This is a genomic window from Streptomyces sp. NPDC056452, assembly GCF_042796085.1.
Lineage (GTDB): Bacteria > Actinomycetota > Actinomycetes > Streptomycetales > Streptomycetaceae > Streptomyces.
In genome coordinates, this window is sequence record NZ_JBHTRI010000020.1 from 103,963 (window position 1) to 118,957 (window position 14,995).

At 69.5% G+C, this 14,995-nt stretch carries 15 protein-coding genes; 7 read left to right on the forward strand and 8 right to left on the reverse strand.

The features are described from left to right. Nucleotides 1–46: 46 nt before the first annotated feature. Nucleotides 47–1,330 carry a hypothetical protein gene (locus tag ACFQ6X_RS20635; protein ID WP_383183375.1) on the forward strand — a complete coding sequence of 428 codons (1,284 nt, stop codon included), beginning with the start codon at nucleotides 47–49 and terminating at the stop codon, nucleotides 1,328–1,330. A 55-nt stretch (nucleotides 1,331–1,385) separates the two neighbouring features. Here the strand turns inward: ACFQ6X_RS20635 and ACFQ6X_RS20640 are convergent, their stop codons facing one another. Together ACFQ6X_RS20640 and ACFQ6X_RS20645 are read right to left on the reverse strand one after the other, a co-directional pair. Then, nucleotides 1,386–2,045, reverse strand: a complete 660-nt coding sequence (locus ACFQ6X_RS20640; RefSeq protein WP_383183377.1) for a toll/interleukin-1 receptor domain-containing protein — start codon at nucleotides 2,043–2,045, stop codon at nucleotides 1,386–1,388. Then, nucleotides 2,042–2,491: a toll/interleukin-1 receptor domain-containing protein gene (locus ACFQ6X_RS20645; RefSeq protein ID WP_383183379.1), complete on the reverse strand. Its 450-nt coding sequence runs from the start codon at nucleotides 2,489–2,491 to the stop codon at nucleotides 2,042–2,044. The genes ACFQ6X_RS20640 and ACFQ6X_RS20645 overlap by 4 nt, the downstream gene beginning before the upstream one ends. A gap of 523 nt (nucleotides 2,492–3,014) precedes the next feature. Between ACFQ6X_RS20645 and ACFQ6X_RS20650 the strand changes: the two genes are divergently transcribed. Beyond that, the gene (locus ACFQ6X_RS20650) at nucleotides 3,015–3,164 is read left to right on the forward strand and encodes an SCO1431 family membrane protein (protein WP_383183381.1); all 150 of its coding nucleotides are present in this window, start codon (nucleotides 3,015–3,017) and stop codon (nucleotides 3,162–3,164) included. Nucleotides 3,165–3,261: 97 nt separating this feature from the next. Here the strand turns inward: ACFQ6X_RS20650 and ACFQ6X_RS20655 are convergent, their stop codons facing one another. Next, nucleotides 3,262–4,527, reverse strand: coding sequence for a glycoside hydrolase family 18 protein (locus ACFQ6X_RS20655; RefSeq protein ID WP_383183383.1), 1,266 nt, complete (start codon nucleotides 4,525–4,527; stop codon nucleotides 3,262–3,264). Between the two features lie 347 nt (nucleotides 4,528–4,874). Between ACFQ6X_RS20655 and ACFQ6X_RS20660 the strand changes: the two genes are divergently transcribed. Further along, complete coding sequence (locus ACFQ6X_RS20660; RefSeq protein ID WP_383183385.1) at nucleotides 4,875–6,047, forward strand: acyl-CoA dehydrogenase family protein; 1,173 nt, start codon at nucleotides 4,875–4,877, stop codon at nucleotides 6,045–6,047. A gap of 462 nt (nucleotides 6,048–6,509) precedes the next feature. Here ACFQ6X_RS20660 and ACFQ6X_RS20665 read toward each other — a convergent pair whose 3' ends face one another. Then, a complete protein-coding gene (locus tag ACFQ6X_RS20665) occupies nucleotides 6,510–6,908 on the reverse strand; it encodes a hypothetical protein (protein ID WP_329213056.1) in 399 nt (132 codons plus the stop codon). A 203-nt stretch (nucleotides 6,909–7,111) separates the two neighbouring features. Here ACFQ6X_RS20665 and ACFQ6X_RS20670 point away from each other — a divergent pair, with 203 nt between their 5' ends. The 4 genes from ACFQ6X_RS20670 (at nucleotide 7,112) to fxsA (ending at nucleotide 11,302) form a co-directional block, all read left to right on the forward strand. Further along, nucleotides 7,112–7,552, forward strand: coding sequence for an Lrp/AsnC family transcriptional regulator (locus tag ACFQ6X_RS20670; protein WP_329213058.1), 441 nt, complete (start codon nucleotides 7,112–7,114; stop codon nucleotides 7,550–7,552). Between the two features lie 125 nt (nucleotides 7,553–7,677). Continuing rightward, nucleotides 7,678–9,318: an amidohydrolase gene (locus tag ACFQ6X_RS20675; RefSeq protein WP_383183388.1), complete on the forward strand. Its 1,641-nt coding sequence runs from the start codon at nucleotides 7,678–7,680 to the stop codon at nucleotides 9,316–9,318. Nucleotides 9,319–9,856: 538 nt separating this feature from the next. Next, nucleotides 9,857–10,624 carry a polyprenol monophosphomannose synthase gene (locus ACFQ6X_RS20680; protein ID WP_383183390.1) on the forward strand — a complete coding sequence of 256 codons (768 nt, stop codon included), beginning with the start codon at nucleotides 9,857–9,859 and terminating at the stop codon, nucleotides 10,622–10,624. A 78-nt stretch (nucleotides 10,625–10,702) separates the two neighbouring features. Continuing rightward, on the forward strand, nucleotides 10,703–11,302 hold the full coding sequence (gene fxsA / locus ACFQ6X_RS20685) for an FxsA family membrane protein (RefSeq protein ID WP_383183391.1): 600 nt from the start codon (nucleotides 10,703–10,705) through the stop codon (nucleotides 11,300–11,302). A gap of 177 nt (nucleotides 11,303–11,479) precedes the next feature. Here the strand turns inward: fxsA and ACFQ6X_RS20690 are convergent, their stop codons facing one another. From ACFQ6X_RS20690 to ACFQ6X_RS20705, 4 genes are all read right to left on the reverse strand, one after another. Next, a complete protein-coding gene (locus tag ACFQ6X_RS20690) occupies nucleotides 11,480–11,854 on the reverse strand; it encodes an RNA polymerase-binding protein RbpA (protein ID WP_329213065.1) in 375 nt (124 codons plus the stop codon). A gap of 264 nt (nucleotides 11,855–12,118) precedes the next feature. Further along, a complete protein-coding gene (locus ACFQ6X_RS20695) occupies nucleotides 12,119–13,483 on the reverse strand; it encodes an MFS transporter (RefSeq protein WP_383183394.1) in 1,365 nt (454 codons plus the stop codon). Between the two features lie 46 nt (nucleotides 13,484–13,529). Next, a complete protein-coding gene (locus tag ACFQ6X_RS20700) occupies nucleotides 13,530–14,303 on the reverse strand; it encodes a glycerophosphodiester phosphodiesterase family protein (RefSeq protein ID WP_383183396.1) in 774 nt (257 codons plus the stop codon). Next, entirely contained in the window at nucleotides 14,300–14,968 is a 669-nt protein-coding gene (locus ACFQ6X_RS20705) for a YitT family protein (RefSeq protein ID WP_383183398.1), read from the reverse strand. Before ACFQ6X_RS20705 ends, ACFQ6X_RS20700 begins: the two co-directional genes overlap by 4 nt. Between the last annotated feature and the right edge of the window lie 27 nt (nucleotides 14,969–14,995).

Genomic DNA, 14,995 nt, shown 5'->3' on the forward strand with positions numbered 1-14,995 from the left:
TGAACTTTCCTGCACGTCCGCCCAGTTGCACTGCTAGAGTGCCGCAGTGGCACACAAAAGAACTATTCCTGTCGTTGTGGCAGCACTTCTCCTCTTGGTTTCATGTGGCTCCCAGGAGGAGGGCGACAAGAGTCCTCCGACTGCGGATTCCGCCTCTTCCGGGACGACGTCCGGTGCATCCGAGGATTCCGAAGGCTCCGGGGGCGCGGGTAATTCCGGATCCGGCGGAGAAGCATTGTTCGCGGAATCCGCTGTGCTCGATGACGTCAAGCAGGTTCATCCGGCCCATAATTTCTTCGTGTCCGTCGGTGATGAGAACATCATCACCCATGCGGCGGACGGGAAAGAAATCGCGCGGTCGAGTGTCACGGAATTCGCGGGTGGCTGTGTCCTCGGCGTCATCGGTTCGGCGGCTGATTCGGGTGCGCTGATCTGGGCCCAGGTCACGGACAAGCCGGCCGCCGGTCTGGAACCGGCGAGCCAGTCGCTGTCGATCGTCGCCACCGACGCGAAGACGTACAAGGAGCGGTGGCGCAGGCCGCTCGTCGCTGATTCTGACGAGTTCGCGGGCTGCCAGTACGCGGAGGACGCCACGGTGACCAAGAACGAGAAGTGGCTGGCCTATGGCGAATGGGTCGTCAGTCTCACCGACGGCACCTCGCGGGCGCTCGGGTACGGGATCTTTCCCCGTGCTGTAGGAAACACCATCCTGGTGTACGACGGGGTGTGCGCCAACTGCTTGAACGGGATGGACTCGGTACCGGTCACCGATCCGGCAACCGGGCGAGAACTTTTCTCTTTCCCGGACCACGACATCATCTCCGACCTGTCCGATGTGCCAGGAGAGTTCGCCACCTCGGCCGACGGGTCCACTCTCTTCCTCGCCCGCCGCATCTCCGGCAGCCCGATGTCCTTTGCGCTGCAGTCCCGGTCACTGGCCGACGGCAAGGTGAATTGGGAGATCAAGGGAACGTCGTACACCGGGCCGGTCAGTCAGCAGGTGACCCTCGCCGAGAAGGCCGGTGTCGTGGTGATCCCTGATCTGGCGGCCGTCAACAAGGACGGGCTGGGCCCTGAAGTGCAGAAGGACCTGGGTGTCTCCCTGGCCGACGGGAAGAAGCTGTGGAGCCTGCCCGGCATCGAGGTGTGCGCGGCGAACGCCTCAGGTGTGGCCGTAAAGGCGAACGGCCAGTTGGTGGTGATCGATCCACGAACCGGGGATCAGATTTCCTTCACCGATGAACGGGGCGACTGCGGTATCCCGCTCGGTGAGTACTCGTACTACTCCGAAGACGGTGCGCTGATTCGTATCCTGCCCTCCGCGGAATAGAGCCGGGATCCCAGGTGATCCGATCGCCACGCCGCCGTACGCGGTCGATCCGGGGTCAAAAGCGGCGTGTGAACCATCGTTTGACAGTGCCGATGGTGAAGACGAACGCCACGATCGCGAAGACCGCCCGCTTCAGGTCGCCGCTGCCCCCGTCACCGTTGTAACTGGTTGCGCCGTACAAGAAGAAGGCGCCGTCGAAGAGCAGCAGGGCCAGTAGGAACTTCGTGTCGGCGCGCATGCGGGCAGGAATGCCGCGCCGGGGGAACTGCGGTGCCCCGCGTCCCGGGAATCCCGGTTCCTGGGAGGGCTTGAGGCGTGTCCGGGTGACGGCTTCTCCGAGTGCGGCCGAAGCCTGCTTCTCGGACAGGCCGTGCAGGACCACGGGGGTGAGATTGCCCAGCAACGCACTTCGAGAGACAGGCTCGACCTGCACCGGAACGACGGTGAGGCCTTCACCGGACGGGTCGTCACGCAGGAAGGACGACCACTCCGCGCTGCTCTGCGGCGAGAGGCGGTAGGAGGGCGAAACAACGGCGATCAGCCGCTTCGCCACCTGGAGGTCCCGGTCACGTGCCAGCACGCTGTTGCCCCCGGCGATCTCATGGTCCCAGGCCCCCAGGCGGACGGTGTATCCCTCGTTCTCCAGTTGCCAGCCGATCCATTCGGCCCAGGTGAGGTCGTCGTCGGCGTAGGAGATGAAGAAGTCGACTGTCATCGAGCACCCGGGAAGGGAGCGCGGGAACGGGGGCGGGAGCGGGCGGGCCGCAGGCCGTCCAGAAGGGTGCGACGGGCGGTGTCCGAGTCCAGCCCGACAAGCGAGATGCGCGTGCGGGGACCGAGCAGTCCCTCGACCGACGTGGGCTCCACCATCACCGGGACGATCAGGCGGCGCGAGCCGTCGGGATCCCGCCTGAAGACAGCCGTCCACTCGGCGCTCGTCATCCCGGACTTCAGGAAGGCGGGGGAGAGGACGAGGATGATCCGTTCGGCGTTGTGCAGGGCCATGTCCATGTCGGCGACGAAGTTCCCGCCCGCCGTGAAGTCCAGCAACTGGACAACGGTCCGGTAGCCGGCGTCCTCGAGGGCGTCGTTGATCCACGCCGCCCAGTCCGCGTTGACACCTGTGTAGCTGATGAAGAAGTCGACTGTCGCAGAGGTCATGGCGCCGCGATCCTGTACTGGTAGATGTCGTTGACGTCTTCCGGTCGCACACGTGGCGCACTCGGTGCGCCGGCCGGACGCAGACGTGACAGTGCACGGCTCACAGGCACCCCCCAAGGCATCCCACGCACTGTGCAGTCTGCCGTTTCCGGGCCGATCTGTAAGCAGATATGGCGAAAATGCAAGGATCAGGACCCGGGCGGGCCGGAACGGACGCGGACGGGACTCGGCACCGATTCAGCCGTGTGAGCCGCAGGCCGTGCGGACCGCGAAGGTCCTCGCGCTCGGGGACCTGCTCCGGCGCCGAGGTGCCGTGTGGTGTCCCGCACAGTCGGCACGCTCCCTCCGAGCCCGCCCCGTCCCGGATCCCGTACGGCAGCGGGGATTCGGGACGGAGGGCCGCCGCACGCGCGGCCCTCGGGCCGTGGGGGAGTGATCCGGGTCTCTACCCGTGATCCGGCCGCGCTGGCACTGTGGTCGGGTCACGGGGGACGACCACTGCCGAACGACCGAGCGAGATGCCATGAGCGCGACCGCAGCCGAGACCACGACCCACGCCCGCCGCGCCCGCACGGGCGGCCCCAAGGACGGGCCGAAGGTGCTGGAGCACATCCTGGGCTGGACGCTCGTGGTCGTGCTCGCCATGTTCGTCACCCAGGCCGGACTCATGTGACGCGGACGATCGCGGCGCGGGGGCGCGCGAGAGGGGCGAGGCGCCCGCCCGGCACCCCGCCCCTCGCCCGCCCTGTCGTGCGTCTACCCCGTCGCGGCTAGTTGATCGCCTTGATCAGCTCGCCGTTCGTGGTGTCACCGCTGAGCTCCCAGAAGAAGGTGCCTCCCAGGCCCTGCTGGTTCTTGTAGGCCATCTTCGTGGCAATGGTGGCCGGGGTGTCGTAGCTCCACCAGTTGGTGCCGCAGTGGGCGTACGCGGTGCCGGCGACCGTGCCCGTGGCCGGGCAGGTGTTCTTCAGGACCTTGTAGTCCTCCATGCCCGCCTCGTACGTCCCCGGGGCGGCCCCGGTGGCCGTGCCGCCGGGCTCCGACTGCGTGACGCCCGTCCAGCCGCGGCCGTAGAAGCCGATGCCCAGCAGCAGCTTCTCCGAGGGGATGCCCAGGCCCTTGAGCTTGGAGATGGCCGCGTCGCTGTTGAAGCCCTCCGTCGGGATGCCCGGGTAGGAGGTCAGCGGGGAGTGCGGGGCGGTCGGCCCCTTGGCCGCGAACGCGCCGAAGAAGTCGTACGTCATCGGGTTGTACCAGTCGAGGTACTTCGCCGCACCGGCGTAGTCCACGGCGTCGATCTTGCCGCCGTCCGAGCCGTCGGCCGTGATCGCCGAGGTGATCAGGTTGCCGGTGCCGAACTTGGTGCGCAGCGCGGACAGAAGGTTGCCGTAGGCGTCACGCCCGCTGGTGTCGCAGCTCAGGCCGCAGGCGTTCGGGTACTCCCAGTCGATGTCGATGCCGTCGAAGACGTCGGCCCAGCGGGGGTCCTCGACCAGGTTGTAGCAGGACTCGGCGAAGGCGGCCGGATTCTGCGCGGCCTCACCGAACCCGCCGGACCAGGTCCAGCCGCCGAAGGACCAGATGATCTTCAGGTCCGGGTGCAGCTTCTTCAGCTTGCGCAACTGGTTGAAGTTGCCGCGCAGTTCCTGGTCCCAGGTGTCCGCGACGCCGTCGACGGACTGGTCGGCCGTGTACGCCTTCTCGTAGTCGGCGTAGCTGTCGCCGATGGTGCACTTGCCGCCCTGGACGTTGCCGAAGGCGTAATTGATGTGCGTGAGTTTGTCGGCCGAGCCGGACGTCTCGATGTTCTTGACGTGGTAATTGCGCTCGTAGACACCCCAGTTGGTGAAGTATCCGACCACCTTGCCGCCGGCGGCGGAGGGGGCGGCCTCGGCGGCTGCAGGTGCGGAGGCGGTGGGGGCCGCACCTGCCGACGACATACCGGTGACGCCGAGAAGGGCGGCTCCGAGCGCGGCGGTACAGACGGTCGCTGCGAGCGCCCGGAAGCGGGCGCGTGGACGGTGAAGTCCGGTCATTGTGGCTCCTCGTGGGGGAGGGCTTGACGTGTGGGGGTGCGGACCGAATCCATGCTTTGGCATGGACGCGATAAGCAGTGGGGGAACCGTAGATGGACTAGACCAGTTGGGTCAATGGTTCGGACCAATTTCCCTGATCAAGGACGCCAGGTACCCGGTGACGCAAGCGCTCCGATCGGGCATACTCAACGCGCCACAGCCGCTGGCCAGCGCCTCTCGTGATCCGAGAAGGCAGGATCGGCTGGGGAGTCATAGATTTCCGGGCATCGCCCGGGACCACCCGGCGGCGCCGCTCACACCCCGCGCGCGCGACCGCCGCAACGCCCGACAGGGAGGAGAGCGCCGTCATGTCCGACAGTGCCCCGCAGCCGGTGGAACGCCGCCTGCCCACCGAGGAGTCCCGGCAGCTCATCGAGCTGGTCCGCGACATCGTGTCCAAGGAGATCACTCCCAGGGCGGCGGAGGAGGAGGAAGCGGGCCATTTCCCGCGCGTGGTCTTCACCCTGCTCTCCGAGTCCGGACTGCTCGGACTGCCGTACGACTCCGCACACGGCGGTGGCGACCAGCCGTACGAGGTGTACCTCCAGGTGCTGGAGGAACTGGCCGCGGCCAGACTCACCGTCGGGCTCGGCGTCAGCGTCCACTCCCTGGCCTGCCACGCGCTCGCCGGATACGGCACCAAGGAGCAGCAGGCCACCCACCTCCCGGCGATGCTCTCGGGCGGTCTGCTGGGCGCCTACTGCCTCTCCGAGCCCGCCTCGGGCTCCGACGCCGCCTCGCTGCGCACGAAGGCGGTACGGGACGGCGACGACTGGGTGCTCACCGGCACCAAGGCCTGGATCACGCACGGCGGCATCGCCGACTTCTACACGGTGCTGGCAAGGACCGGGGCGGAGGGCGCCCGCGGGATCACCGCGTTCCTCGTCCCGGGGGACGCGGAGGGGCTCAACGCGGCCGTACCCGAGAAGAAGATGGGCATGAAGGGCTCACCGACCGCCCAGCTGCACTTCGACGGTGTACGGATCTCCGGCGACCGCCGTATCGGTGACGAGGGGCAGGGCTTCGCCATCGCCCTGTCCGCGCTCGACTCGGGGCGGCTCGGGATCGCCGCCTGCGCCATCGGGGTCGCCCAGGCGGCCCTGGACGAGGCCGTCGGATACGCGACGGGGCGACGCCAGTTCGGCCGTCCCATCGCGGACTTCCAGGGACTGCGCTTCATGCTCGCCGACATGGCCACCCAGATCGAGGCCGGACGGGCGCTCTACCTGGAGGCGGCGCGCCTGCGCGACGCGGGCCTGCCGTTCTCACGGCAGGCGGCGATGGCGAAGCTGTTCTGCACCGACGCGGCCATGCGGGTGACCACCGACGCCGTCCAGGTGCTCGGGGGCTACGGCTACACCCTCGACTTCCCCGTCGAGCGCCTGATGCGTGAGGCCAAGGTGCTGCAGATCGTCGAGGGCACCAATCAGATCCAGCGCATGGTCATCGCCCGCCATCTCGCGGGTCCCGAGACGCGCTGATCCGTACGGGCCGGTCCGACCACACCGGCGTCGTCATGATCCGGTTCCACTCCTGGTCCTGGCGGCCCGGCAGCGTCCGGCCCGTACTCTCCCAATGGCGCAGCATCGCCCGGTAGATGGGCGGGTCGGTCGTGTGCGGCACGGGCTGCTGTGCCGCCTCCCGGGACGCGGGGCCGGGCTGAGGAACCGATTCTTCGGGCGTCGGAGCGGTCAGGCGGCGGCGAACCGGTCCGGCTGTCGAGTGCAGCATGCTCATACAGAAACAACGCCCGGGCAGGGTGCCGGGTCACTGTCCGGGCGATTCGTGCGCCCGTTCCTCGGGTGCACGGGCCCCGGAGGGCGCGTGCGATTGCCCCCGGGGATGTCCGGGCTGTACAGGCGCAGGAACCGGCCGGTGGAACCGTCCGCACCACGACGGCATGCCGTCGTGGTGCGGCACAGATGTACGACGCGCAGGGAACGTCAGGCGGCGTCTCGCCGCATCTGCGGTACCCGCAGGGGGCGGGATCCGGGACCGCCGGCGTGCGAGAAGGGCTGCATCCGCCAGTCGAGCCCCTGAGGGAGTGTCAGCAGCAGTGCTGTCTCCTGCTCCTGGGCATCGAGGGACTCATCGGCCGGACGCGCGTCCGCGGCGGCACGGCTCGTGCCCGCGCACACGGTGAGGACGAACGGATTCCACGGGGTGGGGCACAGCGCGTGCTCGGGCAGGACGTCCTCGTCCGCCAGCAGGGCGATCGGCTGGGAGCAGTCCGGGCAGATCACCCGGTACATCTCGAATGTGTCGTACGCGTCGGGAGCGGTGTCCTCGTCGGAATCGACGGGCTCCGGTTCGGTACGTCCGGTGAGCTTCAGGCTCTGCATGGGTTGTTCCCCCCTCGGGTGGGCCGGCAAGGCGCCACGGCCTCGACCACAGCAAGCACTTCCCGTCGGAAGTGGGCGGTAACCGCGAGGCCGTCGGCTACCCACCCGTAAACCTGTGGCATTCGTCACATGGCCCCCGAACGTGCAGTTCCGGAGCCTCCACGACTGTGCTTGGAGGGACCTGGGGCCATAGGTTGATCCGCATGGAGGAGCTGGACCGTCAGATCGTGGAGTTGCTCGTCAAGGACGGGCGGATGAGCTACACCGACCTGGGCAAGGCCACGGGCCTGTCCACCTCGGCCGTTCATCAGCGTGTCCGCAGGCTGGAGCAGCGCGGGGTGATCCGCGGCTATGCCGCGGTCGTCGATCCCGAAGCCGTCGGCCTGCCCCTCACCGCGTTCATCTCGGTGAAGCCGTTCGATCCGAGCGCGCCCGACGACATCGCCGAACGTCTCGCCGGTGTCCCTGAGCTCGAGGCCTGCCACAGCGTCGCGGGCGACGAGAACTACATCCTCAAGGTGCGGGTCGCCACTCCCCTGGAGCTGGAGCACCTGCTGACCCGGATCCGTTCGCTGGCCGGTGTCTCCACCCGTACGACCGTCGCCCTCTCCACGCCGTACGAGGCCCGCCCTCCGCGTATCTGAGGCGCGCGGGGCTCGGGAGTGCTGCCCTCCGCCGGGGAAGGTGCTGCCCTTCGTCGAGGGGAGCGCGGCCCTCGGTCGAGGGGGGCGCGGACCGAAGCGGTCCGGGCAGGCGCGAGACTGGTCCCATGACCGAGAGCACCGCCCTTCAGAGCGACCACCGCACCGTGCTGCTGCGCGGTGGAGACGTCCACAGCCCCGCCGACCCCTTCGCGACCGCGATGGTCGTCGAACGCGGGCATGTCGCCTGGGTGGGCTCCGAAGGGGCTGCCGACGCCTTCGCGAGCGGCGTCGACGAGGTGATCGACCTGGAAGGGGCCCTGGTCACCCCGGCGTTCACCGACTCCCACGTCCACACCACGTCGACCGGGCTCGCCCTCACGGGGCTGGACCTCTCGGGCGCGCGCACGCTCGCCGACGCCCTCGGGCTCGTGCGTGCGTACGTGAACAGCCACCCGGGGGAGCGGGTCGTCCTCGGTCATGGCTGGGACGCGACGCGCTGGCCCGAACAGCGGCCCCCCTCGCGCGCGGAACTCGACGCGGCGGCCGCCGGGCTGCCGGTCTACCTGCCCCGTGTCGATGTGCACTCCGCAGTGGTCACCACGGCGCTCCTGGACCTCGTCCCCGGCGTCACCGCGCTCACCGGCTACCACCCCGATGCTCCACTGACGGGCGCCGCCCACCACGCGGTGCGCGCCGCGGCCCACGGCGCTATCACTCCGCAGCAGCGTGCCGAGGCCCAGCGTGCCGCGCTCGCGCAGGCGGCCTCGCTCGGTATCGGGACGGTGCACGAGTGCGCCGGCCCCGACATCTCGGACGAGGAGGACTTCACCGCGCTGCTGAAGATCGCCGCCGAACAGTCGGGCCCCCGGGTCTTCGGATACTGGGCCGAGCGGATCGAGGACGCGAAGGGTGCCGCCCGGATCCAGGAGCTCGGAGCCGTCGGCGCGGCAGGGGACCTCTTCGTCGACGGGTCCCTGGGCTCGCACACCGCCTTCCTCCACGAGCCGTACGCCGACGCGCCCCACACCGGCACCGCCCACCTGGACGCGGCGCAGATCGCCGCGCATGTCACGGCCTGCACCGAGGCGGGACTGCAGGCGGGGTTCCACGCCATCGGCGACGCCGCGGTCTCCGCGGTGGTGGCGGGCGTACGGGCCGCCTCCGAGGCTCTCGGACTCGCCCGGATCCGCGCCGCCAGGCACCGGGTGGAACACGCCGAGATGCTCACCCCCGAGACCATCGCCGCTTTTGCCGAGCTGGGACTCACCGCATCCGTCCAGCCCGCCTTCGACGCCGCCTGGGGCGGCCCGGACGGTATGTACGCCGGGCGGCTGGGTGCCGAGCGGGCCGGCACGCTCAACCCGTACGCGGCACTCCTGCGTGCCGGTGTGCCCCTCGCCTTCGGCTCGGACAGCCCGGTCACCCCTTTGGACCCGTGGGGGACCGTGCGCGCCGCGGCCTTCCACCGGACGCCGGAGCACCGCATCTCCGTACGGGCGGGCTTCACGGCCCACACCCGCGGTGGCTGGCGGGCGGTCGGCCGCGACGACGCGGGAGTCCTCGTCCCCGGTGCACCTGCCGACTACGCCGTCTGGCGTACCGGTGAGCTGGTGGTCCAGGCCCCCGACGACAGGGTCTCCCGTTGGTCGACCGACCCCCGTTCCGGCACCCCTGGCCTGCCCGATCTCACTCCCGGGAGTGAGCTTCCCGTATGCCTGCGCACCGTGGTCTTCGGACAAACTGTCTACGTAAGGCCGAACGAGTGACGTCGCTGCGTTTCGTACCGCCGATCGAAGTTGCGCGCACTCTGCCGCGACCTGTGGGCCCTCGGCACTGACCAGGCGTTTTAGGTAAAAGCCGCAGGTCAAACGGCTGTTGACAGACAGCGCCCACGGGCCGGTAGGTTCGGCCGGGTCCACCACTGGACGTCCGCCCGGTCAAACCTCCACGCAGTCGTCGAACGCCGCTGGGTCATGGGGTGGTGTGCCGCACCGGCGCACCACCACTGACAGCCAGGTTCAGCGCCCGCGCCTCGGGGGCGAGGGAAGGTTTCGGCCGGACGGCGGGTGCGACCCGGGTGGGGCCCGGAGGTTCAGTAGACAACGGCATTCGGTCGACCCGCAGCCAGCGGGTCCCAGGTCGGCCCGAAGGACGCCGGGCCCCGATCCGCAGTTCTGTCCGCAGTTCCACGCTTCTGTCCGGTCCCGCGGGGGCGCCTCGCGTGTCACCTCGTGACCGCGTCGGAGTCCGGCCGCGGCGCGCTGGATATGGTGTGCACCTGCGTACGGACTTTAAGGGGCAGTAGTGAACGACGGCGGTCAGAGGCAGTTCGGCCCGCTCGGCAGAGTCTTGGTGATCATTCCGACCTACAACGAGGCCGAGAACATCAAGCTGATCGTCGCCAGGGTGCGCGCCGCCGTTCCGGAAGCGGACATCCTGGTCGCCGACGACAACAGCCCCGACGGCACCGGCAAGGTCGCCGACGAGCTCGCGGCGGGCGACGAGCAGGTGCACGTCCTGCACCGCAAGGGCAAGGAAGGGCTCGGGGCCGCCTATCTGGCGGGCTTCCGCTGGGGCTCCGAGAACGGCTACGGCGTTCTGGTCGAGATGGACGCGGACGGCTCCCACCAGCCCGAGGAGCTTCCCCGGCTCCTGACAGCGCTGAAGGGCGCCGATCTCGTCCTCGGATCGCGCTGGGTGCCCGGCGGCCGGGTGGTCAACTGGCCCAGGCATCGCGAGATGATCTCCCGCGGCGGCAGCCTCTACTCCCGGATGCTCCTCGGCCTCTCGGTGCGCGACGTCACCGGCGGCTACCGCGCCTTCCGCACCCCGACCCTCGACGGCCTCGGCCTCGAAGAGGTCGCCTCGCAGGGCTACTGCTTCCAGGTCGACCTGGCCCGTCGGGCGGTCGAGGCGGGCTACCACGTGGTCGAGGTGCCGATCACCTTCATGGAGCGGGAGATCGGCGACTCCAAGATGAGCCGGGACATCCTCGTCGAGGCGCTGTGGCGGGTCACCGGATGGGGAATCACCACCCGGGCGAACAAGGTCCTGGGCCGCAGGCCCTCCTGACCTCCAGGCCCGCGGTCGGCCCGGCACCATGATCACCCCCTTATGCCGCTTGCACGCCCGTACAGGCACACTGGGTGCATGACGACCGGCACACCGCCTCCGAACCGTCCACGGCGCTCACGCGCCCGTACCTTCCTGCCCCTGGGCCTCGCGGCCTGGCTGGTGCTGGAGATCTGGCTGCTGACCGTGGTGGCCGAAGCGGCGAGCGGGTTCACCGTGCTGCTGCTCCTGGTCGCCGGCGCCGTGCTCGGGGCCGTGGTGATCAAGCGGGCGGGGCGGCGTGCCATGCGCACCCTCACCGAGACCTTCCAGCAGATGCCCGGGCAGCCGGGCGCGACGGCGACCCCGGCCGCCGCCCCGTCGGGCAGCAAGGGCAACGGCTTCCTGATGCTGGCCGGCCTGCTCCTGATGATTCCCGGCCTGATCTCGGACGCGGCGGGACTGCTGCTCCTGCTGCCGCCGGTCCGCTCGATGGCCGGCCGTTACGTGGAGCGTTCCCTGGAGCGGCGGATGCGGGCGGCCGGACCGGGCAGTCTGTCGGACGCCTTCCGGCAGGCCCGTATGCACCGACCGGACGGGAAGGTCGTCCAGGGCGAGGTCATCCGTGAGGACGGCACGCAGGCGCGCTCCCGCCCCGACGAGGGTCCCGGAGCGAACCGGCCGCCGCTGTCCCCCTGAAACTCTGTGGGCTGTACGGCTCCTGAGGCCGTGCGGCCCACAGAAGTGCGGCGAGGCCCCAGAGGCCCGGGGTGCACGCGAGCTCCGGGTGCACCCCGGGCAGACAAAGAGCCGCGGGCCGTGACACATGTTCTGTGTCACGGCCCGCGGCTCTTGAATCTGTGCGGTGAGGTGCGGTCAGGCAGACTTCCTGCTGTCCCGCGGGTGCACGGCAATGTTCATGGCGCCGGAGCGCAGGACCGCCAGCCTCTCGGCCAGCACTTCCTCCAGCTCCTCGCGGGTGCGCCGCTCCATGAGCATGTCCCAGTGCGTACGCGCAGGCTTGCCCTTCTTCTCCTCGGGGCCATCCCCGTCCACCAGGAGTGCCGTGGCGCCGCACGCCTTGCACTCCCACTCCGGCGGAATGTCCGCCTCTACCGAGAACGGCATCTCAAATCGATGTCCGTTCGGGCATGCGTACTCCACCGCCTGGCGCGGGGCCAGATCGATGCCGCGGTCCGTCTCGTAGCTGGTAACCACGAGTCGCGTGCCGCGGAGAGCTCGCTCACTCATGAATCGTGCCTCCCGGGCTTGTCGCCCACAGGACAAATGTCGCTGTCGTCGTCATCCGGTCAACGTCCGGTCGGCGGTAAAGATTCCCGTTTCCGGTCATGCGTCGCCCGTCGTGCCGCTGCTGTATCTGGGTTGAGTACCCATCGGTGCCCGGTTTGTCACCTCTGGTGGAAGTTGTCACCCAACGGTTTGGCTTCTACCGCTCGCAGTAACGGTCCTCCGGGCAGGCCAAAGGCGTACACTACCGGCCTTTCACTTCAACGTCTAAATCCGGTCCGGCACAGGATTGCCGGCGGCGGCCACAGCCGCCCTCACAGGCACCCGCGCGAGCAGCACGGAACCGAGCGCGAAGAAGATCACCAGGGACAGGAGCGCGTCCCGGTAGCTGCCGGTCAGCTGATAGCCGAGACCGAAGACCAGGGGGCCCAGCCAGCTGAGTCCCCGGTCGCTCATCTCGTACGCCGAGAAGTACTCGGCCTCCTTCCCGCGCGGCACCAGGTGCGAGAACAGGGAGCGCGAGAGCGCCTGGCTGCCGCCCAGAACCAGGCCGATGGCGGCCGCGAGCGAGTAGAAGAACACGGGCGCGTCGGCCGGCAGCAGATAGGCGGCGGCAAGGATCAGCGTCCAGACGACCAGCGAGACGAGAATCGTGCGCTTCGCGCCGTACACCCGGGCGAGTCGGCCCATGCCGAGCGCCCCGGCCACCGCGAGCACCTGTACGAGGAGCACCGCGGTGATCAGAGTCGTCTGGTCGAGGCCCAGCTCCTCGGAGCCGTACACCGAGGCCTGGGAGATCACTGTCTGGATGCCGTCGTTGTAGACGAGGTAGGCGAGCAGGAAGGACAGGGTCAGCGGGTGGCGGCGCATGTCGCGCAGGGTCGCCATCAGCTGGCGCCAGCCGGATCCGACCGCGCCCTCGCCGCCGGGGGCCACCCGTCGGTCGCGCAGCCGGCGCAGTGGTACGAGGGTGAAGGCGCCCCACCACACACCGGCGGAGGCGAGACAGATCCGTACCGCGTCGGACTCGGACAGGCCGAAGGAGTCATGGCCCGTGTAGAGGACGAGGTTCAGGACGAGGACGAGCGCGCCCGAGGTGTACCCGAAGGCCCAGCCGCGGGAGGAGACCGCGTCGCGTTCCTCCGGAGCCGCGATCTGCGGCAGATAGGCGTTGTACAGCACCATCGACACGGAGATCGACGCGTTCGCGACGATGAGCAGGAACGCGCCCAGCAAGTAGCGCTCGCCGTCCAGGAAGAACATGCAGGCGGTCGCCGTGGCGCCCACGTACGCCGCCGCCGCGAGCAGCGGCTTCTTGCGCCCCGTACGGTCCGCGGCGGCGCCCGCGATCGGCATCACCAGCACCGCGACCACGACCGACACCGAGACGGCGTACGCGAAGAGCGAGCCGGCCCGCACGGGTATGCCCAGCGGATGCACGAAGCCGTCCGCGTCGGCGGCGGCCTTGGCTATCGACGTCAGGTACGGGCCGAGGAAGACCGTGAGGACGCTCGTGGAGTAGACGGAACAGGCGAAGTCGTAGAAATACCAGCCACGTTGTTCCCGAAGGCGGTCCGCGGCCCCGGGAGGCCGTTCCGCCGGACCGGTCGATTCTGCGGTTCCGGTGCTCACGCCGCGCCCCCTCGCTGATGCAGTGCGGACGCGGCCGTGCCCGGCGTCAGGCCCAGGCCCCCCGCTCGCTCAGCACCGTGCGCAGCGTCTCGATGTGATCGGTCATGATGCCATCCACCCCGAGGTCCAGGAGCGCCGCCATCCGTTCCGGTTCGTTGACCGTCCAGACATGCACCTGCAGTCCGCGTGCGTGGGCCGTACGGACGAAGCTCCGGTCGACCACCCGGATGCCGTTCTGGCTCTCCGGAATCTGTGCGCAGACCGCCCCGGCGCGGAGCGCCGCCGGAATGCCGTACGAACGCAGCCGCAGGCCGAGCACGCCGCGCACGCCGTAGGAGGTGGCCAGGCGCGGACCCGCGAGACGGTGCGCCCTGGCCACCCTCGACTCCGAGAACGACCCCACGCACACCCGGTCCCAGGCGTCGGTCCTGCGGATCAGCTCGATGAGAGGGACGAGGGCGGGCTCCGCCTTGATGTCCACGTTCCAGCGGGCATCGGGGAACTCCTCCAGCAGCTCCTCGAAGAGCGGCAGCGGTTCGCTTCCCGCCACCCTCGCCCGGCTCACCTCGCTCCAGGGGAGCTCGGCTATCCGGCCCCGGGCGTCGGTGACGCGGTCCAGGGTGGAGTCGTGGAAGGCCACCAGACGGCCGTCCGCGGTGGTGTGAACATCCGTCTCGAAGTAGCGGTAGCCCGCATCGGCCGCCCGGCGGAAGGCGGCTGCCGTGTTCTCCATCCCGTCCGCCGCCCCGCCGCGGTGGGCGAACGGAATCGGCGAGGGGTGGTCCAGATAGGGGTGGCGTCCCGAAGTCGCTGTTGTCACTGCGGCAGTATCGCCTCCTGCGGTGTCCGGCCGGCAACATCCGGGGTGCCCTCGTCCGGCGCCGGGAGGTCGAAGACGCGCAGGAAGAACTGGGCCAGCGGGCCGATCGCCAGGGCGTACAGCACGGTGCCCGCCCCGAGCGAGCCCCCGAGCAGGAAGCCGGTCACCACGACGGCCACCTCGATCGCCGTGCGCACCAGCCTGATGGAGCGCCCGGTGAGCCGGTTCAGACCGGTCATCAGGCCGTCGCGCGGTCCCGGGCCGAAGCGTGCCGAGATGTACAGCCCGGTCGCGACGCCGTTGAGGACGATGCCCGCGGCCATCAGCGGGATCCGCGCCCCGAGCCCGTGCACATCCGGAACGAGGGCGAGGGTGGCGTCCATCGCGATGCCCACGGCGAAGACATTGGAGACGGTGCCGAGTCCGGGCCGCTGTCTGATCGGGATCCACAGGAGCAGCACGACCGCGCCGACGATGATCGATACGACGCCGATGGAGATGCCGGTCCGCTCGGCGAGGCCCTGGTGCAGCACGCCCCACGGTTCGAGCCCGAGCCCGGCGCGGACCAGGAGCGCCGAACTCGCTCCGTACAGGGCCAGGCCCGCATAGAGGTGGATCAGCCGCCGGGTGAGACGGGTCCCGCTCCGGGCGGTGGGTTCGGACAAGTGGTGCCCCCTGTGTGGTGGTGTTGG